Consider the following 24,740-nt stretch of genomic DNA (forward strand, 5'->3'; position numbering starts at 1 on the left):
GATGCCAATATATCTATGTGTTTGGCTCTAACACTTCTGCGCGTAACAATGGATCCTTACTTTGCTATCTCGCTAAATAATTGCTGAGTGCTTAGTTAGTAAGCGATCCATGGGCTCACTCAGGCAACCCAGCCAGCCGCAACCCATCAACAAACCGCGCAAAATCCTCAGGCCGCTGAATTGGCAGCCAGTCCTTCAGGTTAGAAACACGCAAAGACGGATCCAGCTCATGCAAACGCTGCATCACCTGCTTCGCTTTGTCCATGCGTCCGCTGAGCGCATGACTGGCCGCGATCAGGGCAACCGATGCGAGGAGGCAGGGCAGGTTACCCAGCGCCTTTTCCGCCCAGGCTGAAGCGACATCGAAGCGCCCGGCGACGAAGTGGGCGAGCGCCATCCCGACCTGCATCCTGAACATTTCCGGATCCAGTGGGCTCAAGCGAACGGCATGGGTCAGATGCTCGATGGCGGCGTCTGTTTCGCCGCGCAGTGCGCGCAGGATACCGCCGAGGAACCAGGCGGGGGCGAGGTTGGGGTTGAGCAGGCGTGCCCTGTCGAGCAGGGCAATGCCGCCATCGACATCGCCGGCGAGATGGGCAAGTGCATGTCCGCCTCGCGTCAGCGCCACCGCATCATCCCGGCCGAGTTCCACTGCCAGACGCGCAAGTCGTGCGCCCTCGGCGATTTCTCGAGGCCGATCGGTCATCCAGCCATTCAACTTGCGCCAGAAGTGGCACCAGGCTGCCATGCCGTAGGCCGATGCAAACTCTGGATCGAGCTCGATGGCCTTGTAGAACAACGGCAGCGCTTGCTCGATGGCGTCGCGGGTGCCGTTGTGCAGTTTCGGCATTGCGCGCAGGTAATAGTCGTAAGCGTCCAGGCTTTCTGTCGGTTTGCGCTTGGCGCGCTCTATTTCCGCTCGTTCCAGCTGCGGTGCTATGGCGCCGACGACGCTTTCGGCGATTTGATCTTGCAGCTCGAAGATGTCGTGGAGCATGCCTTCGAAGCGCTCGGCCCAGATATGCGTCCCGGTCGTCGCATCGATGAGCTGCCCGGTGATGCGTACCTTGTTCCCGGACTTGCGCACGCTACCTTCCAGCACGTAGCGCACGCCGAGTGTCTGCCCGACGCCCTGGACGTCCACGTCCCGCCCCTTGTAGGTGAAGCTTGAATTGTGGGCGATGACGAACAGCCAGCGGATACGCGACAGGGCGGTGATGATGTCCTCCACCATGCCGTCGGCGAAATACTCCTGCTCCGGATCGCCGCTCAGGTTTTGAAAGGGCAAGACAGTAATGGAGGGTTTGTCCGGCAGGACGAGCGTGGGTGGAGCCGTTTGCTTCAGGTCCACGGGCGTGGGCTCTTCGATGTCAGGCTGTCGCGTTTCCCCGACTTCATCCACCTTGATCTCGCCGACGAAGCGGTAGCCCTTGCGGGGAACCGTGCGCACCAGGCGCTGTTCCTCGCCGGTATCGCCGATGGCCTTGCGCACCGCATTGATGTGGCTGGTGATGGTCGATTCCGACACGATCCGACCGCTCCACACGGCGTTGAGCAGGTCGTCCTTGCTCATGACGCGATCACTGTTGCTGACGAGCTGTAGCAATAGGTCGAAGACCTGCGGCCCGATGGCCACGACTTGCCCGCGCAAGGTCAGTTCCCGGCGCTGCTGATCGAGCACGTAGTCTTCAAACACGAATGGCAAGGTGAGAATCCCCTGGTCGAGTGCCCCCGACTCCGTGTCCGAGCGGGCGATTAGTGAGTGGTATCGAATAATACGACAGCGTGTAATCCGCTGCACCGTCCAGCGAGGGACGCCAGTCTTTGGACGAAAAACCAAGCTTCCTTGAAGGCAAACCCAAGGCCGGCACAAGGACTTTCCTGGCACGCGCTGGCACTCTCGATCTACATCGACGGCAATGGTTGTCGTCGAGAAGCGGAGAGAAACCATGAAGATCGTCGTCATTGGAGGCACCGGCCTCATCGGATCGAAACTTGTGAATATCCTCCGCGAGCGCGGTCATGAAGCGCTCGCAGCCGCCCCCAGCACGGGCGTGAATAGCATCACCCGCGAGGGCCTGGCCCAGGCGATGGATGGCGCCGATATCGTCGTCGACGTGGCGAACGCGCCTTCGTGGGAAGACCAGGCCGTTCTCGATTTCTTCGAAACGTCGAGCCGTAACCTACTGGCTGCCGAGGCGGCTGCTGGCGTTCGCCATCACGTTGCCCTGTCGATCGTCGGCAGTGAACGGCTCCCCGAGAATGGCTATTTCCGGGCCAAAGTCGCACAGGAAAACCTCATCAAGGCGTCCGGCATTCCTTACACCATTCTGCGTGCCACGCAGTTCTTCGAGTTTGTCGGCGGCATTGCACAGGCGGCCACCGTCGGCGAGGAGATTTGCCTGTCGCCGGCGCTGATCCAGCCGATGGCGTCCGACGACGTGGTGGCGGCGCTCGCCGAGGTCACGCTGGCAGCGCCGGTCAATGGCACGGTCGAAGTCGCCGGTCCTGAGGCCATGCCGCTCGACGAACTGGTCAGGCGCTTCCTACGGGCCACTCAGGACACGCGCAAGGTCGTGCCGGACGTGCACGCGCGCTACTTCGGTTCGGTGCTCGACGATCAATCGCTGACACCCGGCAAGAACCCGCGCTTGGGCGCGATCCGCTTCGAGGACTGGCTCGGTCAGTCGACGGCCCAAGCGGGGCGCTGAGGCTAACCAAGACACATCAGGAAAGCGTCGGCTCGGTAACGGGCCGAGCCATCACAACACACACGCATAAAGGAGCATTGCCATGTTTACCCGATATCTTCTGGCCGCTGCCTTCGCAGCGCTGTCGATCAGCGCAGCGTCGGCCGCCGAGCCGCCCGCAGGCAAGGTGACGGTCGTATTCGACCGGCCCATTCCCAACATCCCTGGCAAGAGCATGAAGGGCGTGGTGGTCGAGTACGGGCCGGGCGCCGCGTCGCCGTCCCACACCCATCCGAAAACGGCCTTCATTTATGCAACGGTGCTTGAGGGCTCGTTTCGCATCAAAGTTAAAGGCGAGCCGGAAAAGATCTACAACGTCGGCGAAAACTTCGTAGAGGAGCCGGGCTCCGTGCACGAAGTCAGCGCCAATGCCAGCGACACACAACCCGCACGCCTGTTGGCCGTGTTCGTCCTCGACACCGATGAAAAGACGCTCGTTACACCTATCAAAAAGTAAGCCGATCACGCGCTCATGAATGCTCGACAGCCCGGCGGCAGGCCACTACCGCCCGTGGCTGCTGTAGTCCCAGGCTTTGAACAGGAAACAAGAACATGAACGCGCTTCAGGACAAGGCCGCCATTGCCACCGGCGCAAGCGCCGAGATCCCTGTCATGGTGGTGCGGCAAAGCAAGAGAAAGATGATCGGCATCCTGCTGTGCATCGGCGCCGTGGTGGTCTTGGCTGGCGGATGGGCCCTGGCGCTTTCGAGCGGTGCGACCTCCACCGATAACGCTTATGTGCGCGGCGACCTCACCTCGCTCGCGGCCAAGGTTGCCGGCTATGTCACGGCGGTAGAAGTGGACGACAATCAGACCGTCCGGGCGGGTGACGTGCTGTTCCGGATTGACGATCGGGACTATCGCGCACGGCTTGCGCAGGCAGTGGCCAATGTCAGCGCTGCCGAGGCTCGCCTGACCCATGTCGATGCCGAAACCCAGCTTCAGCGTGCCCTGATTCGACAGGCCGAAGCCCAGCGACGCTCGGCCGCCGCGCAGATGAATCTGGCGACCAAGACCGATGAGCGTAGCCGCAAACTAATCGTCAGCAACGCGGTCAGCCAAGCCCTCGTCGATGAAACCGGCACGGCACGTTCCAGAGCCGAGGCGACGGTCTCGGCCGCTTCGGCAACGGTCGAGGCTCAACAGCAACGCATCGCCGTCCTTGTGGCCCAGCGAGAAGCTGCCGTTGCTGCTGTGGCGCAGGCACAGGCCGCGCGCGATCTGGCCCAGATCGATCTCGACAGCACCGTGGTACACGCGCCTGTTGATGGTGTTATCGGTAACCGTCAGGTCCGCGTCGGCCGGTTCGTTACGCCGGGTGTTTCGTTGCTCGATATCGTGCCGGTCAATGATGTGTGGGTCGTGGCGAACTTCAAGGAAACCCAGCTCGAACATATCCGGCCCGGTCAGCGTGTGCGCATCACGGTCGACGGCTACCCGAACGAGGCGCTTGAAGGCGTGGTCGACAGCTTTGCGCCGGGTAGCGGGTCGGCGTTCAGCTTGCTCCCCACAGACAATGCAACAGGAAACTTTGTGCGTGTCGTGCAGCGGGTTCCGGTAAAGATCCTCCTTGCCCATAACCCGTTGCCGGGTCGTATCGTCCCTGGTCTGTCCGCGCGTGTCGAGGTTGCGCAAGGGGAGGGCTCATGAACACGGTTGCCAGCGCCACGCGGAGCAACGCCAACGCTACGACTGGTGTCCTGCTCATTGCCGGCATCGTGCTTGCCACGCTGACGGAAGCGATTGCCAGCACCGTTCTGTCGCTCGGACGCAGTGACATCATCGGCGACACCTATGCAACGCCAGATGAATTTGCCTGGCTGGATATCGGCTACATCGCGCTCAAGCTGATCGGGTTCATGACCGCTCCCTGGCTGATGAACCGTTTCGCTGCGCGTCATGTGATCATCAGTTCGACCCTGGTCATGGGGTTGGCGTGCGGCATTGCCGCCATCACCGCTCGGCTGGATCTGCTGGTTGCACTTCGGGTTATTCAGGGCTTCGCCGGCGGCACCTTGCTGGTCGGGGGGCAGGCGATCATCTTTCGCGCTTACCCGCGGTCCCATCAACCCATCCTTCAAGCGCTGTTTGCCATGGGCTCCGTTGTCGCGCCCGCAACGCTCGCCCCGGCGCTTCAAGGGTGGTTGATCGATAGTCAATCCTGGACATGGATCTTCTTCAGCGTTGTGCCGATTGCCTTGGCGGCTGCCGGACTTGTGCTGATCGCAGACGGCCCAATGCCCGCCAAAGTCCGGCACCGTCCTTTTGACTGGATCGGCTTCTCGCTGATCTCTGCCACTCTGTTCTGTTTCACCTACGTTCTCAGCCAAGGCAGTCGATGGGACTGGTTCGAGGAGCCTCGCATCCTGTGGCTAACCGTGATCGGCGTAGCCGCTCTGCTGGCATTTCTCGGCCAACAAGTGTTGGCCAAAGGGCAGGGGATGCTCGACTTCACTCTGTTCAAATCGAGCGATTTTTCTTTCGCCTTTATCGTCAGTTTTGTCGCCGGCGCCGCTTTGTTCGGCAGCGCGTTCCTGATTCCGGCGTTCGCCCTGTCGGTCCTCGGGTTCACGCCGACCGATGCCGGTCAGCTGCTGTTGCCCAGCGGCGCGTTTTTTGTCGGCGCGCTGCTCATATCTGCCTGGCTCATGCAGGCCCGCCGTGTTGCGCCGTTCGCCACGGTGCCCTTTGGCATCCTGATGATCATGGTTGCGATGTGGATGCTGTCCGGTTCGACCAGCGAAAGCGGCGCGGACGACATGATGGCAGCCATCCTGTTGCGCGGCCTGGGGCTTGGCTTCCTGTTTCTATCGATCACGTTGATCGCCTTCAGCCACCTCAACAGCCGAAACCTCGCGTGCGGAATAGGCCTCTTCAATACGGGTCGCCAGTTAGGTGGCCTTATTGGCGTCGCAGGGCTCCAGACACTGATCGACCATAACGTCGTCACCAATGCCGTGGTCCTCGGCGCCAACGTCACCCCAGGCGGGGCTGCGGTCATCGAACGAATGATGACCACGACAGCCATGCTGAACGCGAAAGGAATGGATGCAGTGGCCGCTGGCCGGGCAGCGACGAGCCTTCTGGGCCGGTCAGTGACAAGTCAGTCCACGGTGATTGCCTTCGACACAGGATTCATCGCAGTGGCTCTGCTTTTTGTAATCGCTGCCCCCGTTCTGGTCGGCATCAAGGTCGGCTTCTCGCGATACGAGAAAGTGCGCGTTTTGGGACCTTTCACATAAGACAGACCTCGGCCCGAGCTTCGACAGCCCCTACAGTCACCAATTACCGTAGGGGATTCCGTACTTTTCAATGAGTCCTGATTTTGCAAGGATTGCTTTTACCGCTGGGTTGCTCATGCTTGCTTTATCTCGATGTCCAAAGCTGGTGGTGCGGGACCGTTGGGGCGATGAACACTTGTTTCAGCTAGTACCAGATTGCTTTTGGGACGAGTCTCCGGTGAATCTTGTATTCAGAAAATGTTTACAAAACATTTTTAGCATATTAGGCTTTCCCTTAATGAGAAGAGGAACTTCTCATTAAGGGAGCTGTATCAGTGAAAGGAATGACATCTCATATGCTAATTGCCGCTATTCAGACACCCTAGAATTCTGGCAATAAAATTTTCTACCTGATTTTTTATATCCCGCATCCCTGCGGGCACTTTACAGTGCGCGGCGCCTGAGGGAATGGAAAATCAGTAGGATTTAATAGCACACGAAAATGTCCTGTACCACATCATGGAGTTGTAATGATCAACGAAAGTTTTCAAGTAACCGAAGATCAGGTGATGAAGTTTCGGAGGCAGGGCTTTCTTTTTCTCAAAGGTTTTTACAATAGAGACATAACCGGTTATTTGACGTCAACCATTGGTGATCGAATCTCCACGCCTACTGATAAATATCAGAGCGGCTTTAGCCGTTTGGCATTTGATATGTATGATGGCGATCCGATGATTGCCAGCGTTATTCAAGATGATCACTTCAAACATGTCATGAAAATGTTGACGGGTAAAACCATGTTTTTTGCCCAAGCTCTTTCCTTCGAGCTTGAAAAGATGAAAAACAAGGGTTTCCCTTGGCATATCGGTACGCAAAGTTTCGGCTATCACCAAGCGGAAGATTATGGCTGCACAATCTGGGCTCCTTTGGTAAATATCGACCCTAAAGGGCAACGAGGCGGTATGGCGTATGTCCCAAAAGACGCCGTATCGGGTGCGTTCATGTATGAACACGTCGATCCTTCGATTTTTCAACTCCTTTCGGAACGTATTGAGCGAGGCGAGGAGACCACCATCGATGAGTTCGTGCACCTTCGTGATGGTCCTTTGAATGACCCAGCAATTAAAAAGCTACTGAATCACTTTGCTGTTGAGGACGAATTCGAGGTGGGTGATGCGCTCATTTTCGACAAGAATGTCATTCACCGAAGCATCATGCTGCAGGAAGGCCCCGTAAGCTCTCGCGCAGCGTTTGTCATGCGCTTCTTCTGCGACACCAGTACCTATGACTATCGTCGCGCTCATGACCTTGAAATTCCCCCGCGAACATTTCAAATACTCGGGGCCGACGCGCTTTCACTTAGAAGTCGCAAAGGAACATGGCGAACTTCTTGTGGACAGTCCGTTCTTTGAAGGTCAAAAATACCGTTCGTTAAAAATTTCAAAAACAAGTTGAATAATCAGAAGGGCTTGTGCCCTTCTTTTGTTTTGCGTGGAGATAAACAGTGGAAGAGTATCTTTTTTACGTGACGATATCATGCTTGACGATCGCCAGTCCGGGCCCTGGGGTGTTACTGACATTAACTAATTCACTCACCTATGGACTGAAGAATGCTTTGCCTGGAATTCTTGGAGTGACCCTTGGTATGGGGGGGATTTCTATCATTGCGGCAAGCAGTGTGGGGGCGATTATTTCCAGCTCTGCCTGGATGATGAACGTCGTTAAACTAATGGGAGCGGGTTACCTGATCTACCTTGGATTAAAGCTCCTGAGATCCAAGCCGAAACTTCAAAATAACCTCACTGAAATAACACACTCTGAATACACCCCCAGTGTGATAGCCCGATTCAGGCAGGGTTTTTTCATTTCGATGCTTAACCCCAAGCCAATCGTTTTCTTCATGGCTCTTTTTCCGCAATTCATAAAGGCAGACCAACCGTTCGTTCCTCAATTCACATTGTTGGCGTCCACGTTTTGCGCACTGGTGTTCTTGATTCACTTCACCTATGGCTATATTGCCACCTCAGCACGACAAAAAGTTTCTCTTGGCAGGGGCTTTTTGATCGTCAATAGAATTGGGGGAGTTGTATTTATCTGCTTCTCGGCAGCCCTTATTTTCTCCATCAACTTTAGCTTAATGGTCGACAGCGTGTGAAATCCTCGGATTTTGTCTGCTTCGAGATATAAATTTCTAATCTCATTCAGGTGACTTTTTTATCTCGCAACAGAGAGAAACGGATCAAAGCAATACACGCTTTATATCACCTGGTTACGGCATTTACTGCGTACCAGGTTTTTCTGTATTTTTCAGTCACACCAATAAAGCCGCCCAAAGCGACCGCTATGGTCGCAGCCCTTCGCGGCGGGAAATCGGCCAGAAGCAGACCTACTGTAGACAGCATCAAACGGTAGCGCCTCCAGCGATACTAAACGCCTGCTCTTCCAGTCTGGTTTGTATCAACGCAGCCAGTTGTCGGGTGGCAGGCGGCAGGTATTCTGCTCCACGGTGAAGCACATAGCCGAGGGTCGGCAGTGTGGGTAGGCCAGCAATGACGGCGAGATGTCCTGGCAGCCCAATGCGGGTTCGCAACGTGAGGCCCAAACCGGCGGCAACGGCCGCCCAGATTCCACCAACGCTGGGGCTGGTCAGCGCTATTCGCCATGGAATCCGCGCCTCATCCAGTGCCTGGGTTGCCGCGCTGCGCAACACGCAAGGGGCGTCGAACATGATCAATGGCAGGGGAGAATCTACATCGCAGTTGAGCGATGGCATGTCACGAGACCCGATCCAGTGCATCTGCGTTTCACCCAGGCGCGTGGCATAAGGCGACTTGTGCCCTGTGTCCCACGTCAGGGCCAGGTCCAGGCCACCGCTGTCGATCAATGCAAGCAATTCGGTATTACGCGCGATCCTGACTTCGAGGCTCACCCTTGGGTACATCTTGACGTAGCGTCGCAGAATGTCGCTGAGAAAGTGTTCGCCAAAGTCTTCCTGCAGCCCCAGACGTACTGTTGCGGCGGTCTGGCTTTCGTGCAGGGTCTGGAAAATGCTGTCGTTCATTTCAAGCAGTTGGCGGGCATGGCTGAGCAGGGTCTCACCCGCCGGCGTCAACACCAGCCCTCGTCCGGATTTGGACAGCACTGGCGTGCCTATCTGTTCCTCAAGCTTCTTGAGTTGTGCGCTCACGGCAGACGTCGAGCGATTGAGCCGATCCGCCGCTTTGGCAAAACTGTTGAATTCCACACCGGTCACGAAAGTACGCAGCACATCAAGATCGAAGGTCGGACGGCGCATCGAATCATCCACTAATTCAGGACTATGGTCGCCATTAAATCGGATATTCGGAATTATCGCGACTTGATAGTTTTCTCCTGTCAGTGGGTTTTTCAGGAGTAGACCGTTATGCCATTTGCACGTATTTCATTGCACCGGGGAAAGTCTGCCGAGTATTTACAGGCCCTCTCAGAGGGGCTGCACGACGCGATGGTAGAAAGTTTCGAAGTGCCGATGGCCGACCGGTTCCAGGTTATTCACCAACATGAAGTGGGCGAATTGATATTTGATCCCGGCTACCTGGGCGGTCCGCGCAGCTATGACTTTGTGCTGATTGCGATTACTGCCGGTCGCCCTCGAGACATCGAGACGAAACAGCGTTTCTATCGCAACCTGGTCGAGAGACTGAGTCGAGCGCCGGGTATCGACTCTGAGGACGTCATGGTGGTGATTACCACTACCGCGGCAGATGAATGGTCATTTGGGGGCGGACGGGGCAACTAGTTTTCTATCAGGTGGGCAACAGCACGAGGGCACCGGTCGTTCACCACCATCGGTGCCGAAGTCGTTCATTCAAACAGATGCCCTGCGTAGATATCGCCGATATAAAACAACACCCATAACAACCGAAAGCACCCCAACCCCCAGATTACCCAAAAACCAAATTGCAAAGTTTCGACTTTGGTCCGTATCACCTTCGTAGAACGGCCCAAAGTAATCAGACACTGCCACGAATATCAAATTGAACGCCCCGACGGCCAAGGCAACGATAAGGATGACGAACAATATCCCTTTAACAATTTTCATATGACCTTCCAAAACCATATTTCCTTCGACTCGTGATAGTCGGAGAAACTGCCCTCAATGGAAAATCCCAACTGAATACGAGGGTAGCTCAGCCAGTCCGTAAGTCTACGCCCGTTCCATAGATCGATATGATCGCCGCTGCGATTGCCGATGGTCTCGTTTCCTCGGCGCCAGAAGTCCTTGAAGAAAATGATGCCTTGCTGCCCTTCAAGATCATCCTCGAAGTCCTTCGGTGTTATCTTTTTTACGGCATGCAGGCCGGGAATTTTGGCTTGGCTTAACGCCTGCGCTATTTCTTCTGCTGCCAATACATGTCCTTCGCTCTTGGGGTGTTGCCAACAGTGGCGGACATTCTTGAGTTTGCCGAGATCGGCACCAGCCCGGCGTAGTGCGACGCCGAGATTGATAGCACACTGATCACTGAAATTCTTGGCGCCGTTGGTTCTGCAGGGAGCGGCGTCTCCAAATATTTCTGGGTGGCTTTTCCATAACTTGTCGAATGTGAGCATCTTGCCTTCTCCCTGTGGCCCTAATCCTGACGGCTAGCCTAGCAGAGGGGCATATTGCCTGATAGAGACCTCTCAGATGTCCATGGAAAATCGGAAGGTTCCTGCCCCAATGAAGACTATGCCGATCGGATAGTCGATACGGTAGTAATCGAACGGTTAAAAAAGATCGCAGCCTGCGGCAGCTCCTACGGAGATGACGTCCCCCAGAGGTGCATGCGGTCGGCGTAGGAGCTGGCGAAGCCTGCGCTCTTTTGATTTTCAGCGGTTTCGCAAATGCCGATTATTTAGCGTCACGCCATCGACTTCGCGCATGGAGATAGGCAGTCAAATCGCTGTAGCCCAATTGAGCCGCAATCTCTGTTAACGACTCGCCTTGCAACTCAAGATGCAGTTCCAGTTCCGCCCGAATCTGATCGAGTAATTGCCTGAAGGTAGTGCCTTGTTCTTCCAAGCGTCTGCGTAATGTTCTGGGCGTCTGGTGCAGCGCCTTTGCAAGATTGTCCAGGTTTGGAGTTTCACCTCTCGCCAGAGATCGTCGCGCACCTTCGGCAACCTTGGCTGACCAACCGCTGAAGTTGCGATGCGCGGCAATCCGTCGATCCAGTTCCTGAGTCAATAACTCCAACATACCGTGATGACGGGTCTGCATCGGCAGGCTCAAGCTTTGCGCATGGAAATAGAAGCGGTTAACCGGGCAGTCAAACTCGATGCGGTCTCCAAACCACTGGGCATATTGCTTGTAATACGACGGACGCGAATGCATGAATTTTGCCAGAATCGGCTGTACATCCTGCCCCGTTCCACGTCGCAATTGCGCGATGGACATCACACCGTAGTGTTCGATGACATACCGCGCCAACTCTCCTGGCGCGTCGACGCACAGCTCGATTCCGACGCCGTTTTCGTCATTCACCAACCTCACATTGTCTGTGTCCGATGCGAGCGGTGCGTACCGAGCCCAAAGGTGCATGGATGACAAAACATCGGGGCTATACAGGCAAAGATAAGCCAGGACGTGCCAGTCCTGAGGCGTGAACAGCGCAAACAGTTTTAACCCGATCGCCGGATCAATGCGCGCCGCCTCGCGCCAAAGCTGATCCAGTTCGATCAGGCTGTAATCCGTGCTTCTTCGGGAAACCTGGCTGTCAAGGAAGCGCTCCAGCACTTGGCCCAGCCTGCCTCGATGAAAGCGCTGTGGCGCGCGATTGGCCGGTTCTAGCTCAATTCTGTCCATTTCGCGCATTGGGAGGGCTGACTCCTGGGTTTCTAATGACATGGCATTGCCCGCAAGGGCCTAAATCGAGAGTGCCATGAATATAACAATGCTCGCCAATAACCCTGCTGTAATAGTGGCCGGGATTTTCCTTGCCTTCATTTTGCTAGAGCTTGCTTGCTCCTCGTTTCGTCAGTCGTCAGGCGGTAAACGTGACGTACTCATTGAAGTCGTTGGCTCCGGCATACTGGTGGCGATGACATTCCCTTTAGTCATGTGGCTAAGCGGCAAGATACTAAGTCAGGCTGTACCGGATATGAAGGACGCGTTGGCCGGAATCCCGTGGATTGCAGGATTTGTATTGTTTTTACTGCTGGATGACATGACCCAATATTGGTGGCATCGTCTGACTCACCGGGTACCCGCACTTTATGCATTGCACCGTGCACATCATTCCGCGCCATACATGAGTGTACGCATCGTTTATCGCAACAACAGTTTCTACTATCTTCTGATGCCCGGTATCTGGCTATCTGGCATGCTGATATATCTTGGGCTTGCGCCCATTTATTACGTTTATTTGATTCTGAAAATGACCGTGATCTTCGCTGCACACAGCAGCGTTGCGTGGGACGACAAACTTTATCGCATCCCCGCGTTACGCCCACTTGTTTGGGTTCTGGAGCGAACCTTCTCCACACCTTCCACTCACTCTGCGCATCACGGTTTGACTGCCGAGGATGGCGTAACGCATTACAAAGGCAATTTCGGCAACCTGTTATTTCTTTGGGACGTACTGTTCGGAACAGCGAAAATTACCCGTCGGCGTCCGCCAGCCTACGGAATCGAACACTTGTCACCGATAAGCTGGAAAGAAGAATTGTTCTGGCCCGTCGTGCGTTCCCGCCGTTCCGCACCCAAGGTAAACGCTAACCAGAAGGTGGCGCGATGAGTCGTCATATTGTTCTGCTGTCTGGATCGAACAGATCAAACAGTCAGTCAATCAAGGTCGCCAGGTATCTGCGCGACCGATTAGAGAAACTTGAGCTGTGTGACTCAAGCGAACTGATAGACCTGGCGTCTAGTCGGCTACCGCTTTGGCCAGAAGAAGACACCGACAAAGTCTGGAATGCCCAGCAATCCATCCTCAAAAAAGCGACGGCACTGGTTGTGATCAGCCCTGAGTGGAATGGCATGGCTTGCCCAGCCCTGAAAAACTTTTTTTGTACGCAGGGCTCGGTGAACTTGGGCATAAGCCTGCGCTGTTGGTAGGCGTTTCGGCAGGGCTTGGAGGGGCATATCCAATTGCCGAGTTGCGTGCATCGAGCTACAAAAATAGCCGGATCCTGTATTTGCCTGAACAACTCATCATAAGAAACGTAGAGTCGATGTTGAACAGCGAAGAGCCTTCAGATGAAAGTGATAGTCGCATTCGGGCACGTGCCGACTGGGCTCTGCAGATACTTTGTCAATACGATGCAGCTTTACGCACCATACGACCGGCAATCGCACATCGGCCAGAGTTCTCTACCGGAATGTAAAGCCACGGATGCTGAAGATCAAAAGATCGCAGCCTTCGGCAGCTCCTACGGGGGCAGGAAGTTCGGGTTTGGTGTCGTTCTGATCTGTATTTTTTTGGGCTAGCTGCATCTGTAATGGGATCAGGCTCCGGCTCACAATGACGCCACGGTCGGCAGTTGTGGTAGCCGCTGCGCCGCAAACTCATTACGTAGGAGGCCCCATGGGCAAGATGGCAATTTTCCTGGGTGGATTTCTGGTGTTGACCATTTTGATTGGCGCGCTTGCCACGATTTCTCCGGTGTAGGGAGAAGGTGAGTTGCCCATATTCCAGCGAGTTGCGCAGCGAAAAGCCCTATATCGAATTATTATTTCGTTGTACGTTGAGTCCGCGGGCGGCCTTGATCTGAAAGACTGTCCCTAGCCACAACACTCGCAAGGAATGCAGATGATCGATGGTCCCGCCGTTTTCACAGTCTTTTTGGTTTACCTGGCCGGTGTCGTTATTCCAGGACCAAATTTCGTTGCTGTAGTCCACAAAGCGGTGGCTGCTACGCGGTCAGAAGCTTTGGCCTTGGTAGCAGGCATCGTATTGGTCAATTTATTCTGGGCCACCTGTGCAATCGCAGGTATCGGCGTTGTGTTTGCTGCGTTCCCTTGGGCGGCGCTGATCGTAAAAGTTCTGGGGGCAGCCTATCTGATGTGGTTTGGATTCCAACTGCTGCTCAAGGCCGGGAAGAGCGCGCTTGCTCCCTGTAACAATGCTGTCGTCGGAAACTTTCGGCAGTCATTCATTCAGGGGGTCGTCACGAACATTGGCAACCCTAAATCCATGGCCTTCTATGCAGCTATTTTCTCAGCAGCAGCCCCCACCCATGTTTCACCAGGCACGTTTTTGTCGATGCTGGCAGTCGTAGTGGTGGTTTCGATGATTTGGTATGGAGTGGTCGCAATCGCTCTTTCGCAACCTGCAATCGCTTCAGCGTATCGAAGGAGAAAAAAGCTATCGATCGACTGTGCGGCGGTTTGATTTTGTCTCTGGGGATTCGGCAGCTGGTTCAATAAGTCCACGATTGAGTTCTATCCTGGCCGATAAATCAGCAAAAAGCACAACGCCTCCACATAGGGAGGCGTTGCGGGTTTTCAGCAGTACCGTTCGCGTTACCTAAGATCAAACCGATCCAGATTCATCACCTTGACCCAAGCCGCAACGAAGTCTTTCACAAACTTCTCCTTCGCATCGTCGCAGGCATAGACCTCAGCCAACGCCCTCAACTGCGCATTCGAACCAAACACCAGATCAACACGCGTACCCGTCCATTTAAGGTCGCCGGTTTTCCGATCGCGGCCTTCAAACTCTTCATTGGCCTCCGACACCGGTTTCCATTCCACGCTCATATCGAGCAGGTTTTTGAAGAAGTCGTTGGTCAACGCTTCTGGCTGTTTGGTGAAGACGCCGTGTTGGGTTTGTCCGACGTTGGTATTGAGCACGCGCATCCCACCAATGAGCGCGGTCATTTCTGGCGCGGTGAGTGTCAGCAGTTGCGCCTTGTCGATCAATAAGGCCTCGGCCGGTACGCTGTAGCGGGTTTTGAGGTAGTTACGGAAGCCATCGGCGGCGGGCTCGAGGAACCCGAAGGATTCAACGTCCGTTCGTTCTTGCGAGGCGTCCATCCGTCCCGGTGTGAAAGGCACCGTCACGGTCTGGCCGGCATTTTTTGCCGCCTGTTCGACACCGGCGCAACCGGCCAGCACAATCAGGTCTGCCAGCGAGATTTTCTTGCCGCCGCTGTTGAACTCGTTCTGGATGCTCTCAAGTTTCGCCAGTACGTTCGCCAGTTGCTCGGGTTGGTTGGCCTGCCAGAATTTCTGCGGGGCCAGACGCAGGCGTCCGCCGTTGGCGCCGCCGCGTTTGTCGGAGCCACGGAAGGTGGAGGCTGCTGCCCAGGCAGTGGATACGAGCTGCGAGACGGTCAGGCCGCAGGACTGGAGTTTACCTTTGAGTGCGGCGACGTCGCTGTCGTTGACCAGGGCATGGTCGACTTCCGGAATCGGGTCTTGCCACAGGAGTTCTTCGTTGGGCATTTCCGGGCCGAGGTAGCGGGAGAGGGGGCCCATGTCGCGGTGGAGGAGCTTGAACCAGGCGCGGGCGAATGCGTCGGCCAACTGGTCCGGGTTCGCCAGGAAACGCCGTGAAATCGGCTCATAGATCGGGTCGAATCGCAGAGACAGGTCCGTGGTCAGCATGGTCGGACTACGCCGCTTCGACGGGTCGTGAGCATCTGGAATGATGCCCGCGCCAGCACCGCCTTTCGCCGTCCACTGGTGGGCGCCCGCCGGGCTCTTGGTCAGTTCCCACTCGAAGCCGAACAGGTTTTCCAGGTAGTTGTTGCTCCACTTGGTGGGTGTGGTGGTCCAGGTCACTTCCAGGCCGCTGGTGATGGTGTCGCCGCCCTTGCCGCTGCCGAAGGTGCTCTTCCAGCCCAGGCCTTGAGCTTCGAGGCCAGCGGCTTCGGGCTCGGCGCCGACGTTGTCGGCAGGGCCGGCGCCGTGGGTCTTGCCGAAGGCGTGGCCTCCGGCGATCAGCGCGACGGTTTCTTCGTCATTCATCGCCATGCGCCCGAAGGTCTCGCGGATGTCCACCGCAGCAGCGACGGGGTCCGGGTTGCCTTCCGGACCTTCCGGATTGACGTAAATCAGGCCCATTTGCACCGCGGCGAGCGGGTTTTCCAGGTTGCGTCCTCCGTCGGTACGGCTGTCCTCATTTTCCCCTGGCTCAGCAACGAGTGGGCCTTCGCCGGGTTCTTGCATGGGTTCTTTTTTGTCTTTTTCGTAGCGGGTGTCGCCGCCCAGCCACTTGTTTTCCGAGCCCCAGTAGACGGCCTCATCCGGCTCCCAAACGTCTGGCCGGCCACCGGAAAAGCCGAAGGTCTTGAAGCCCATGGACTCCAGCGCGACGTTGCCGGTGAGCACGATCAGGTCGGCCCAAGAGATGTTGCGACCATACTTTTGCTTGATCGGCCAAAGCAGCCGACGCGCCTTGTCGAGGCTGACGTTGTCCGGCCAACTGTTGAGTGGTGCGAAGCGCTGCTGACCGGAACCGGCACCGCCACGACCGTCACCGGTGCGGTACGTGCCGGCGCTGTGCCAGGCCATGCGAATAAACAGCGGCCCATAGTGACCGAAGTCTGCCGGCCACCAGTCTTGCGAATCGGTCATCAGCGCGTGCAGGTCTTGCTTGAGCGCCTGAAAGTCGAGGTTTTTGAACGCTTCGGCGTAGTTGTAGCCCTCATCCGTAGGGTCGGACAGCCGCGAATTCTGGTGCAGGATCTTCAGGTTCAGTTGGTTCGGCCACCAATCGCGGTTCGTCGTACCACCGCCCGCGGCGGCGTGATTGAACGGGCATTTCGATTCATTTGCCATGTGTGCGCTACCTTTGGTCGTATTCATCCGGCTATCCGGCCCGGGGTGGGCGCGCAATAGCGACGAGCGAAATCAATGACACAGGCTGCAGGGCCAGCAGTTCGATCAATTGATCGTCGTGGTCACACGGGAAGTCTGGAGAGCAGCAATCGAGTTGCCAGCACGGTGGCCCACGGCAAGCCTAGTACGCTTCTGACTCATTCGTATCTTTTATCAAGTCTCAACCGGCCGGCTAACGCCAGCGCTCCAATAAGGTTAGACGCCTATAAAGCAGTCAGCTAATAGGTGGAGTATTGGGGGGTGATAGGCATTTTCTTTTATCTGGCTCCTCGCAATATTCATCGCCAGCGTTTCCAGGGCTGGGATTTGTGGTGGGTGTTTGGGCCTCTTCGCGGGCAAGCCTCGCTCCTACAGGTTTTGTGTTGAAACACGATCATGCAAACAACACAAAATCTGTAGGAGCGAGGCTTGCCCGCGAAGACGGCAGCACAGACACAGCAGCTCTCGGACGAGCCCGAACAACGGTATCGTATGATGAGTCCCCTCTGTCGACAGCCACCCAAGGACCCTTCCCCGATGTCTCTAAACAAACGCGATCAGGCACACATCGAACGTCGCCTGGTCGCCACCCTGACCGAGGCGTGTGAAACCGCCAAAGCGGAAATAGTCGGGTTCTGCTGGCTGACCCACGAAGTCGATTACGCGGTCTTTCCTTCCAGCCTGCGGGTGATCTGGGTCTTCGATACGCAGGCCAACAAGGATCAGGCACTGGCGAGCGGGCAGGGCGAGCGCATGGTCGAACTGACGGCCGTGGCGTTAAGCGAAGCGGACGTTCGCGTCAGCCCGGTAGCAGCCCATGTGCAGTTTGATTCTGAAGAACAATGTCAGCGCGCCAATGCCGGCAACTGGCAGCAACGCCTGGCGCCCAAACGCTCGACGCGGGGTTGAAACGTGGCCAAGGACATCGAAAATCCGTGTGTTTCCATTTGCCAGTTGAGTGGTGAGGTTTAAGACGGTATCTACGGATTTGCGTACGACGTCGATTTAACGGGGGTACTAGGTCGGCGTAGGAGCTGCCGCAGGCTGCGATCTTGGCGATCCACCGTCCTGGAAACCCTAGGGCAGCCCACACACCTCCCGAACACATTCACGCAGCCATCGATGCGCTGAGTCGGCATCCATCCGAGGGTGCCAGAGCATCGAAATGGTGATCGGTGGTAGCTCGAACGGAAGGTCAAAACTGTGCAGGCCGGTGCGCAGGTTTCGGGTGTGTTGCGCGGGCACGGTGGCGATCAGGTCGCAAGCGCGAGCCAGCGCCAGCGCGGCCGAGAATCCGCCGACGATGGTGATGATCTCGCGCTCCAGTCCCAGCACTTCCAAGGCATCATCCATCGGCCCTTTATCGAGCCCGCGACGTGAGACCAGGATGTGCCTGCCAGTGGCATAACGGGACGCGGTGACCTCGCCCTGGCTCAGCGGATGCCCCGTGCGCACGACGCCGATGAAGCGATCTTCGAACAACGCCCGGGTGCGTACTTCCGGGCTTGTCGTGTCGCCTACCACACCGGTTTCCAGGTCGACGGAACCGTCGCGAAGTGCGGCGCTGTCCTTGTTCAGCTTCTGTACAAAGTGCAGGCGCACGCCGGGTGCTTGCTTACTGACGCGGGCAATCAGCGCCGGTCCGAAATTTTCGACGAAACCATCACTGGTGCGCAGCGTGAATGTTCGAACCAGTTGCTTGAGATTGAGCAGTTCGGCGGGGCGTAAAACCGCTTCTGCGTCCTGCACCAATCGACTGACCTGTTCGCGCAGTTCCAGTGCTCGGGGCGTCGGCACCAGACCGCGTCCGGCCCGGACCAGCAGCGGGTCGCCCGTCGTTTCACGCAATCGCGCCAGCGCCCGGCTCATGGCCGACGGGCTCAGGCGCAGTCGTTGAGCGGCGCGGGCGACGCTGCCTTCGGCGAGCAGCACATCCAGGGTAATCAGTAAATTCAGGTCAGGAGTCGTCATGCTCCAACGTTAGCACGGCGTGTGGGTGACATGGCGTCAAACGCAACTATCAAGTGCAAGTGGTGCGTCTTCCGCCATATCACACCCGGGCATACGCTGCTGATCTACCTTTCAGATGTGGCCAAACCATGAAACTTATCACTCAATCAGGCTCTGCTCGCTGGGCGCTCGCGAGCCTTTCGCTGTCGATGTTGATGCCCTCACTCGACACCAGCATCGCCAACGCAGGTTTGCCGACATTGGCCCAGGCGTTCGAGGCTTCCTTTCAGCAAGTGCAGTGGATCGTTCTGGCGTATCTGTTGGCGATCACCACGCTGATTGTCAGCGTCGGACGATTCGGTGACCTCGTCGGTCGTCGGCGTTTGCTGCTGGCTGGCATCGGCATTTTTACCCTGTCATCGCTGGCCTGTGGTGTGGCGCCGTCGCTCGGGTGGCTGGTCGGCGCCCGGGCAGTGCAGGGCCTTGGGGCGGCGATCATGTTGGCGCTGACCATGGCGTTTGTCGGCGAGACGGTGCCGAAAGCGCAGACCGGCAGCGTTATGGGGCTGCTCGGAACGATGTCGGCGGTCGGTACCACGCTGGGGCCGTCGGTGGGCGGGATGTTGATTTCCGGCTTTGGTTGGCAGGCGATTTTTCTGCTCAACGTGCCGCTGGGTGTTCTGAATGTTTGGCTCGGGTATCGCTATTTGCCGGCGGATTCTGCGCGGGTGAAAGCGGGGCGGGTGGGTTTCGACAAGGCAGGTACGTTGCTGCTGGGATTGACGCTCGGGGCGTATGCGCTGGCCATGACGATCGGGCACGGTGATTTGGGTCCGCTCAATATCGCGCTGCTGCTGACGGCTGTTGTCGGCACCGGGATTTTCATATTTGCTGAGGCCAAGGCTGCATCACCATTGATTGAATTGGCGCTGTTTCGGGAGCCGGGATTGAGCGCAAGCCTGGCCATGAGCACGCTCGTTTCGACGGTGATGATGGCGACGCTGGTGGTCGGGCCGTTTTATCTTTCGGGTGCGCTTGGCCTCGGTACGGCGCTTGTCGGTCTTGCTTTGTCGGTCGGCCCGTTGGTGGCTGCGCTGACCGGGGTGCCGGCCGGAAGCCTGGTGGACCGTTTTGGCACTCGGCGCATGACCCTCGTCGGGCTTGCCGCAATGGCGCTCGGCACGGGGGCTTTATCTATGATGTCGGCGGGTTTCGGCCTCCTCGGCTACCTCGCGCCCATTGCGGTGATCACTGCCAGCTACGCGTTATTCCAGGCGGCCAACAACACCGCGATCATGACCGACATCCACCCGGACCAGCGTGGCGTGATTGCCGGCCTGCTTAGCCTGTCGCGCAATCTTGGGCTGATCACCGGGGCCTCGGTCATGGGCGCGGTGTTCGCCTTTGCCTCAGCGACGGCAGACATCACCTCTCCCGCAGCCATCGCCAACGGTATGCGAATAACGTTTGCCGTCGCAGTAGTCTTGATCGTCCTGGCCCTTGTTGTCGCACTGACGCTGCGCATCTCACACTGCTGCACTGCATGCAGTAATGAACTGCAGTGAAGCTGTATTGCTCACCTGAAATCGAATGCCGATACTTCCCGCAAATGGCGCAGATGGGCTGCGCTGCAGTGAAGGAGTCAGGTAATGGTTTCTGTCGTTCGTATCGCACACACCGGCGCACCTGAGGTGATGACCATCGAGCAAGTGTCGGCGCGTGAGCCGGGGCCAGGTGAAGTCTGGCTGGAGCAGGAGGCGATTGGCGTCAACTTCCTCGATGTGAGTCAGCGCAAGGGCGCCGTGCCGCTGCCATTGCCGTCGGGTCTGGGCCTTGAAGGGGCGGGCCGGGTTGCCGCCATCGGCGCGGGGGTGAGCAACGTCAAGGTGGGTGATCGGGTGGCTTACGCAACAGGGCCTATTGGCGCTTACGCCAGTGCGCGGCTGTTTCCGGCCGCCCGGCTGGTGGCGATTCCCGACGCGTTGACGGCTGAAGAGGCCGCTGCCGTTTTGTTCAAAGGCATTACCGCGCAGTACCTGCTGAAGACGACTTATCCGGTCGGCCCCGGTACCACCCTGGTGCTGTATGGCGTAGCGGGCGGCCTCGGGCAGATCATGGCGACGTGGGCCAAACATTTGGGGGCCTTTGTCATAGGCATTGTGTCCCGGGCCGAGAGTGTCGAGACAGCCAAGGCGCTGGGCTGCGATGCGGTGCTGGTGTTCAATGCCCAGACACTGGCTGCGGATGTGGCGAAGATCACCGACGGCAAGAAGGCCGATGTGGTCTACGATCCCATCGGACGGGTGTCGTTCGAAGCGTCGCTCGACTGCTTGCGGCCGCGTGGGTTGATGGTGTCTTTCGGGGCATCCTCCGGTGCACCGACGGCGGTCGAGGTGGGCACGCTCAATGCCAAGGGCTCGTTGTTCCTGACCCGTCCTTCACTCGCCGCGCACACCACGGACATCGCCGAATACCGGCAACGGGCCGAGGATGTACTGGCCGCGGTGGAGGCGGGCATAATCAAGCCCGGCATCTGGGGCCGCTATGCATTGGCCGATGTGGCCAAAGCTCATGCCGATCTGGAAGGCGGCCAATCTCGCGGAGCGATCGTCCTCAAGCCTTGATCGTCTGTTATCTGAAGAAGAGTGTTTTGTGAACCCACTGGACAGTCGCCACATCGATGAAATTGCAGCACTCCTTGCGGTCGCCTCGGCGCATTCGTTCGTGGCTGCCGGACGGTTGCTGCAACGCCATCCGACGGTGATTTCAAAACGCCTGGCGGCCATGGAAAAGCGCTTGGGTGTGCGGCTGATGGAGCGTACGACGCGACAAGTGCGGTTGACCGATGCCGGCAACCGCCTCGTTGAACGCCTGCGCTCCGCCACGGGGTTGATCATCGAGGCTGAACAGGAAGCGTCACTGGGCGCGGCGCAGGTTCGTGGCGTCCTGCGCCTGGCTTTTCCCGCCGCAATGGGGCGCCTGTGGCTGGCGTCGATGTTGCCGGAATTTCTGGCGGCTCATCCGCTGGTCTCAATCGAGGTGGATTACAGCGATCGTGTCGTCGACATTATTGGTGAAGGATTCGACGCGGCGATTCGTATTGGCGAATTGAACGACAACCGCCTCGTCGCGAAGAAGCTCAGCGATCATCGCCGTATTCTCTGCGCTTCACCGAGTTACATAGAGCAGCATGGTTTACCGGCCAGTCCGAAAGAACTGACCGAGCACAACTGCCTGGGCTTTACCGGCCTTGCGGCGTTTCCTGAATGGCGTTTGTCCAAGGGTGATCGGCAGGAGAGAGTCATCACCAGGGGAACCTTGACCTCGAACGACGGCGAGGCGTTGCTTGCCGCGGCCAAGGCCGGCGTCGGTATTTTGGGCGCTGGCGAGTGGCTGATGAGCCGGGAGATCGCCAACGGCCACATGGTTCGCGTTCTGCCGGAGTGGGACCTGGATGCCCAGGGCGGGATCTATCTGGTGCGAGCATCAGCCGCGTTCACACCGGCAACGCTCATGGCATTCAAGGAATGGCTGGAGGCCAGATTTGCGCAAGGCCCGCCTTGGCAAATGCCAGCCAGTTAAGATGCGATACCTGTGGGAGCGGGCTTGCTCGCGAAAGCGGTGTGTCAGGCGACATCAGTGTTGACTGTGCCGCCGTCTTCGCGAGCAAGTCGAATCGTCGCACCGCCGCTCCCACATGGATTGCGCCATTACTCCCTTACATCAAGGTATTTTGCGGCATCCCCAGCAGCCCGGTCAGGGTGTTGATAATCGCTTGTTGCCGCGCACGGTCTGTCTGGTGCACGGCTTCAGCGGTGGCGACATCGGCGTCACAGTGGGGGCAGGTCACTTCGTGTGCATGGATGTATTGCAAGCAACCGCGACACAGCGCCAGTTGCGGTGGAATACGTCCTTCGTCCGGTGATTTCTGGCCCTGGTTCGTCCAGGCCAGTTTGATCACCTGGCCGCTGTCGCTGACGCTGCTGACCTTCTCGCCGGTGTCGATGCGTTCGGTGATCAGGTCAAAACGTCCGACGGCGAAGGAAGTCTTTGCCGCGTCTTCGAGTTTGACGATGCGCTCGCGCAGCCCGCGTTTTTGCAGGTCCAGCGCGCGGTAATGGCAGTAGGGATTATTGCCGGGTTTACCGAGCAGGGAGTGTGACGTCCAGGTGCAGCCGCCACGGCAGACATCGTTGTAGTAACAGCTTCGGCAGTAACCCCACAGGTCGTCGACGCCGCGCAGTCGGCCAAAGTGCATGCCTTCGCTGTAGTGCCAGATATCATGCAGGCTCATGGTGCGTACGTTGCCGCCCGAAAACCCCACCGTTGCCAATGACGGGCAACCCTTGACGGTGCCGTCGGCTTCCAGCGCCAGCACGGTCTGGCCGGCGGCGCAGCCGCTCCAGTGTACGCGCTCGTCGCCGAAACCACGCCACATGTGTTCATAAGGACCGTAGTAACCAATGTTGTTGCCCACGTTCATCAGCAGGCCGCGATCGACGCCTTCGCGGTAGAGGCGCGCTAGCAACGGCATCACTTCCAACAGTTGATAAGGCTGCAATAACAGCTCCGGGTGATCGACGGCATTGCCCATGGCGACCGTCAGCTGGATCTGCCAGTGAGTGGCGCCGAGGCCGATGATCAGATCCATCAACTCGGGCAGATCGGGCAACGTGGCGGCGCCGATTTGTGTGTTGACGCTCACCGCAAGCCCGGACTGTTTGGCCCGTCGCAGGGTATCCACCGCCTTATCGAACGAGCCCGGAACATTGCGCACCGCGTCATGCAGCGGAGCCAATCCATCCAGTGAAACACCGACGCCATTGAGCCCGGCATCCACCGCTGCCTGCATTTTTGCGGGCGTCAGGTTGCGTCCACCGGTTTGTATGGCGCAGTACATGCCGTGATCGTGGATGGCCTGGATCAGTTGGGTCCAGTCCTTGCGTAAATAGGCTTCACCACCGATGAGGGTGATTTCGCGAGTGCCGAGGGCGGCCAGGGAATCGATGACGTCCAGGCATTCCCGGGTGTTCAATTCGTCGGGGCGTCGATGGCCGGCACGTGAGCCGCAATGCAGGCATTTGAGATCGCAGGCCAGGGTGATTTCCCAGACCACATGCACTGGCACATAGCGTTTGAGGTCGGTTTCACTGAGGTAGCGGGCAGGGCGACTGTCTGACATGGAAAATCCTTGCGCACAACGCGTGCGCGGCACGAATCCATCGAAGTGTTCGCGCCTTCCCTGTGTCAGTGGCGCGACCGGATTTACCTTTATGTTGTTGAAATGAGCCGGGGCCAGTCAGTTAAGCGCGGAACCCTGTGGGAGCGGGCTTGCTCGCGAAAGCGGTGTGTCAGGCGACATCAATATTGACTGTGCTGCCGCCTTCGCGAGCAAGCCCGCTCCCACATGGATTGCGCGTAACTGACCCGTATTACCCGGGGTTAGCGAGCCTCCAGTCGGGCGATTTCAACGTTCAACTGATCCAGTGCATTACGCAGCGCACCGCTGTGGGCCAGTTGCTGTTCACCCTGGCTGACCACGGCTTTCAGTTGCGCCAGGTCACCGCTGGTTTGCGCTTGCTGGACCGCGACGGCGTAGAGCGGCACCGCATGATGCGGATGTTCTGGGCGCACAATAATGGGAGCCTGGCTGACCGCTGCGTGTTTCACGTAATGCCATTGGCCCTGATTCTCGTACTTGTAGTCGGCATAACCGCTCGCCCAATCGCCGCCTAAAATGCCCTTCAAACCGAAGGTCTGGGCGATCTGGCTGAGAGGGCCGCTCGGGCTGCCAGCCAAGGTGAGGATGATGTGGTTCTCGGCCGTTGGAACCAGTTTGGCCTCGGAGTACTCACCCCATACACGGGCACGGAAGTTGAGAGGCGGATAAGTGCTTTGGAAGATACTCGCAATCCCGCTGACTTTTTTCTTTGCGGTATCCACCAGCAGATCGAGGGTTAAAACGGGTGCGCCGAGCAGGTGATTGCTGACATTGAGGCGGGTATGAAAAAGTCCGATTGACATGGTGCTACTCCC

General features: G+C 57.6%; 21 protein-coding genes and 2 pseudogenes. 14 read left to right on the plus strand and 9 right to left on the minus strand.

Going from position 1 to position 24,740, the window contains the following annotated elements; all coding sequences use genetic code 11:
* Window positions 1–115: 115 nt before the first annotated feature.
* Window positions 116–1,705: a winged helix-turn-helix domain-containing protein gene (locus AB4O41_RS27685; protein ID WP_460145473.1), complete on the minus strand. Its 1,590-nt coding sequence runs from the start codon at window positions 1,703–1,705 to the stop codon at window positions 116–118.
* 244 nt (window positions 1,706–1,949) lie between these two features.
* Between AB4O41_RS27685 and AB4O41_RS27690 the strand changes: the two genes are divergently transcribed.
* From AB4O41_RS27690 to AB4O41_RS27715, 6 genes are all read left to right on the plus strand, one after another.
* Window positions 1,950–2,711 (plus strand): SDR family oxidoreductase, encoded by a 762-nt coding sequence (locus tag AB4O41_RS27690; protein WP_460145474.1) that lies wholly within the window; start codon window positions 1,950–1,952, stop codon window positions 2,709–2,711.
* Between the two features lie 82 nt (window positions 2,712–2,793).
* The gene (locus AB4O41_RS27695) at window positions 2,794–3,207 is read left to right on the plus strand and encodes a cupin domain-containing protein (protein WP_460145475.1); all 414 of its coding nucleotides are present in this window, start codon (window positions 2,794–2,796) and stop codon (window positions 3,205–3,207) included.
* Window positions 3,208–3,302: 95 nt separating this feature from the next.
* Window positions 3,303–4,400 carry an HlyD family secretion protein gene (locus tag AB4O41_RS27700; RefSeq protein ID WP_460145476.1) on the plus strand — a complete coding sequence of 366 codons (1,098 nt, stop codon included), beginning with the start codon at window positions 3,303–3,305 and terminating at the stop codon, window positions 4,398–4,400.
* Window positions 4,397–5,992, plus strand: a complete 1,596-nt coding sequence (locus AB4O41_RS27705) for a DHA2 family efflux MFS transporter permease subunit (protein ID WP_460145477.1) — start codon at window positions 4,397–4,399, stop codon at window positions 5,990–5,992. The genes AB4O41_RS27700 and AB4O41_RS27705 overlap by 4 nt, the downstream gene beginning before the upstream one ends.
* A 509-nt stretch (window positions 5,993–6,501) precedes the next feature.
* The gene (locus AB4O41_RS27710; RefSeq protein WP_460145478.1) at window positions 6,502–7,383 is read left to right on the plus strand and encodes a phytanoyl-CoA dioxygenase family protein; all 882 of its coding nucleotides are present in this window, start codon (window positions 6,502–6,504) and stop codon (window positions 7,381–7,383) included.
* Between the two features lie 92 nt (window positions 7,384–7,475).
* Window positions 7,476–8,126 (plus strand): LysE family translocator, encoded by a 651-nt coding sequence (locus tag AB4O41_RS27715; protein WP_460145479.1) that lies wholly within the window; start codon window positions 7,476–7,478, stop codon window positions 8,124–8,126.
* Window positions 8,127–8,372: 246 nt separating this feature from the next.
* Here AB4O41_RS27715 and AB4O41_RS27720 read toward each other — a convergent pair whose 3' ends face one another.
* Complete coding sequence (locus AB4O41_RS27720; RefSeq protein ID WP_460145480.1) at window positions 8,373–9,266, minus strand: LysR substrate-binding domain-containing protein; 894 nt, start codon at window positions 9,264–9,266, stop codon at window positions 8,373–8,375.
* Between the two features lie 108 nt (window positions 9,267–9,374).
* Here AB4O41_RS27720 and AB4O41_RS27725 point away from each other — a divergent pair, with 108 nt between their 5' ends.
* Entirely contained in the window at window positions 9,375–9,749 is a 375-nt protein-coding gene (locus AB4O41_RS27725) for a tautomerase family protein (RefSeq protein WP_460145481.1), read from the plus strand.
* 69 nt (window positions 9,750–9,818) lie between these two features.
* On the opposite strand, the gene AB4O41_RS27730 is transcribed toward AB4O41_RS27725, so the two are convergent.
* From AB4O41_RS27730 to AB4O41_RS27740, 3 genes are all read right to left on the minus strand, one after another.
* Window positions 9,819–10,052, minus strand: a complete 234-nt coding sequence (locus AB4O41_RS27730) for a hypothetical protein (protein WP_460145482.1) — start codon at window positions 10,050–10,052, stop codon at window positions 9,819–9,821.
* On the minus strand, window positions 10,049–10,561 hold the full coding sequence (locus AB4O41_RS27735) for a type VI secretion system amidase effector protein Tae4 (protein ID WP_460145483.1): 513 nt from the start codon (window positions 10,559–10,561) through the stop codon (window positions 10,049–10,051). Before AB4O41_RS27735 ends, AB4O41_RS27730 begins: the two co-directional genes overlap by 4 nt.
* A 280-nt stretch (window positions 10,562–10,841) precedes the next feature.
* Entirely contained in the window at window positions 10,842–11,804 is a 963-nt protein-coding gene (locus AB4O41_RS27740; protein ID WP_460145484.1) for an AraC family transcriptional regulator ligand-binding domain-containing protein, read from the minus strand.
* Between the two features lie 67 nt (window positions 11,805–11,871).
* Here AB4O41_RS27740 and AB4O41_RS27745 point away from each other — a divergent pair, with 67 nt between their 5' ends.
* The 3 genes and pseudogenes from AB4O41_RS27745 (at window position 11,872) to AB4O41_RS27755 (ending at window position 14,357) form a co-directional block, all read left to right on the plus strand.
* Window positions 11,872–12,726, plus strand: a complete 855-nt coding sequence (locus tag AB4O41_RS27745; protein WP_460145485.1) for a sterol desaturase family protein — start codon at window positions 11,872–11,874, stop codon at window positions 12,724–12,726.
* A pseudogene (locus AB4O41_RS27750) lies at window positions 12,723–13,315 on the plus strand (NADPH-dependent FMN reductase). The gene AB4O41_RS27745 and the pseudogene AB4O41_RS27750 overlap by 4 nt, the downstream one beginning before the upstream one ends.
* Window positions 13,316–13,740: 425 nt before the next feature.
* Window positions 13,741–14,357: pseudogene (locus AB4O41_RS27755) on the plus strand (LysE family translocator).
* A 96-nt stretch (window positions 14,358–14,453) separates the two neighbouring features.
* On the opposite strand, the gene katG reads toward AB4O41_RS27755, so the two are convergent.
* Window positions 14,454–16,742 carry a catalase/peroxidase HPI gene (gene katG / locus AB4O41_RS27760; protein ID WP_460145486.1) on the minus strand — a complete coding sequence of 763 codons (2,289 nt, stop codon included), beginning with the start codon at window positions 16,740–16,742 and terminating at the stop codon, window positions 14,454–14,456.
* 549 nt (window positions 16,743–17,291) lie between these two features.
* Between katG and AB4O41_RS27765 the strand changes: the two genes are divergently transcribed.
* Window positions 17,292–17,663 carry a hypothetical protein gene (locus AB4O41_RS27765; protein WP_460145487.1) on the plus strand — a complete coding sequence of 124 codons (372 nt, stop codon included), beginning with the start codon at window positions 17,292–17,294 and terminating at the stop codon, window positions 17,661–17,663.
* Between the two features lie 168 nt (window positions 17,664–17,831).
* Here the strand turns inward: AB4O41_RS27765 and AB4O41_RS27770 are convergent, their stop codons facing one another.
* Window positions 17,832–18,725 carry a LysR family transcriptional regulator gene (locus AB4O41_RS27770; RefSeq protein WP_460145488.1) on the minus strand — a complete coding sequence of 298 codons (894 nt, stop codon included), beginning with the start codon at window positions 18,723–18,725 and terminating at the stop codon, window positions 17,832–17,834.
* Between the two features lie 128 nt (window positions 18,726–18,853).
* On the opposite strand from AB4O41_RS27770, the gene AB4O41_RS27775 reads away from it, so the two are divergent.
* From AB4O41_RS27775 to AB4O41_RS27785, 3 genes are all read left to right on the plus strand, one after another.
* The gene (locus AB4O41_RS27775; protein WP_460145489.1) at window positions 18,854–20,269 is read left to right on the plus strand and encodes an MFS transporter; all 1,416 of its coding nucleotides are present in this window, start codon (window positions 18,854–18,856) and stop codon (window positions 20,267–20,269) included.
* A gap of 84 nt (window positions 20,270–20,353) precedes the next feature.
* On the plus strand, window positions 20,354–21,328 hold the full coding sequence (locus AB4O41_RS27780) for a quinone oxidoreductase family protein (protein ID WP_460145490.1): 975 nt from the start codon (window positions 20,354–20,356) through the stop codon (window positions 21,326–21,328).
* 28 nt (window positions 21,329–21,356) lie between these two features.
* A complete protein-coding gene (locus AB4O41_RS27785) occupies window positions 21,357–22,286 on the plus strand; it encodes a LysR family transcriptional regulator (protein WP_460145491.1) in 930 nt (309 codons plus the stop codon).
* A 136-nt stretch (window positions 22,287–22,422) separates the two neighbouring features.
* Here AB4O41_RS27785 and AB4O41_RS27790 read toward each other — a convergent pair whose 3' ends face one another.
* Complete coding sequence (locus tag AB4O41_RS27790) at window positions 22,423–23,886, minus strand: GDL motif peptide-associated radical SAM/SPASM maturase (RefSeq protein ID WP_460145492.1); 1,464 nt, start codon at window positions 23,884–23,886, stop codon at window positions 22,423–22,425.
* Between the two features lie 260 nt (window positions 23,887–24,146).
* On the minus strand, window positions 24,147–24,728 hold the full coding sequence (locus AB4O41_RS27795) for a DUF1842 domain-containing protein (protein ID WP_460145493.1): 582 nt from the start codon (window positions 24,726–24,728) through the stop codon (window positions 24,147–24,149).
* Between the last annotated feature and the right edge of the window lie 12 nt (window positions 24,729–24,740).

It is taken from the genome of Pseudomonas sp. S2_A02 (genome assembly GCF_054668495.1).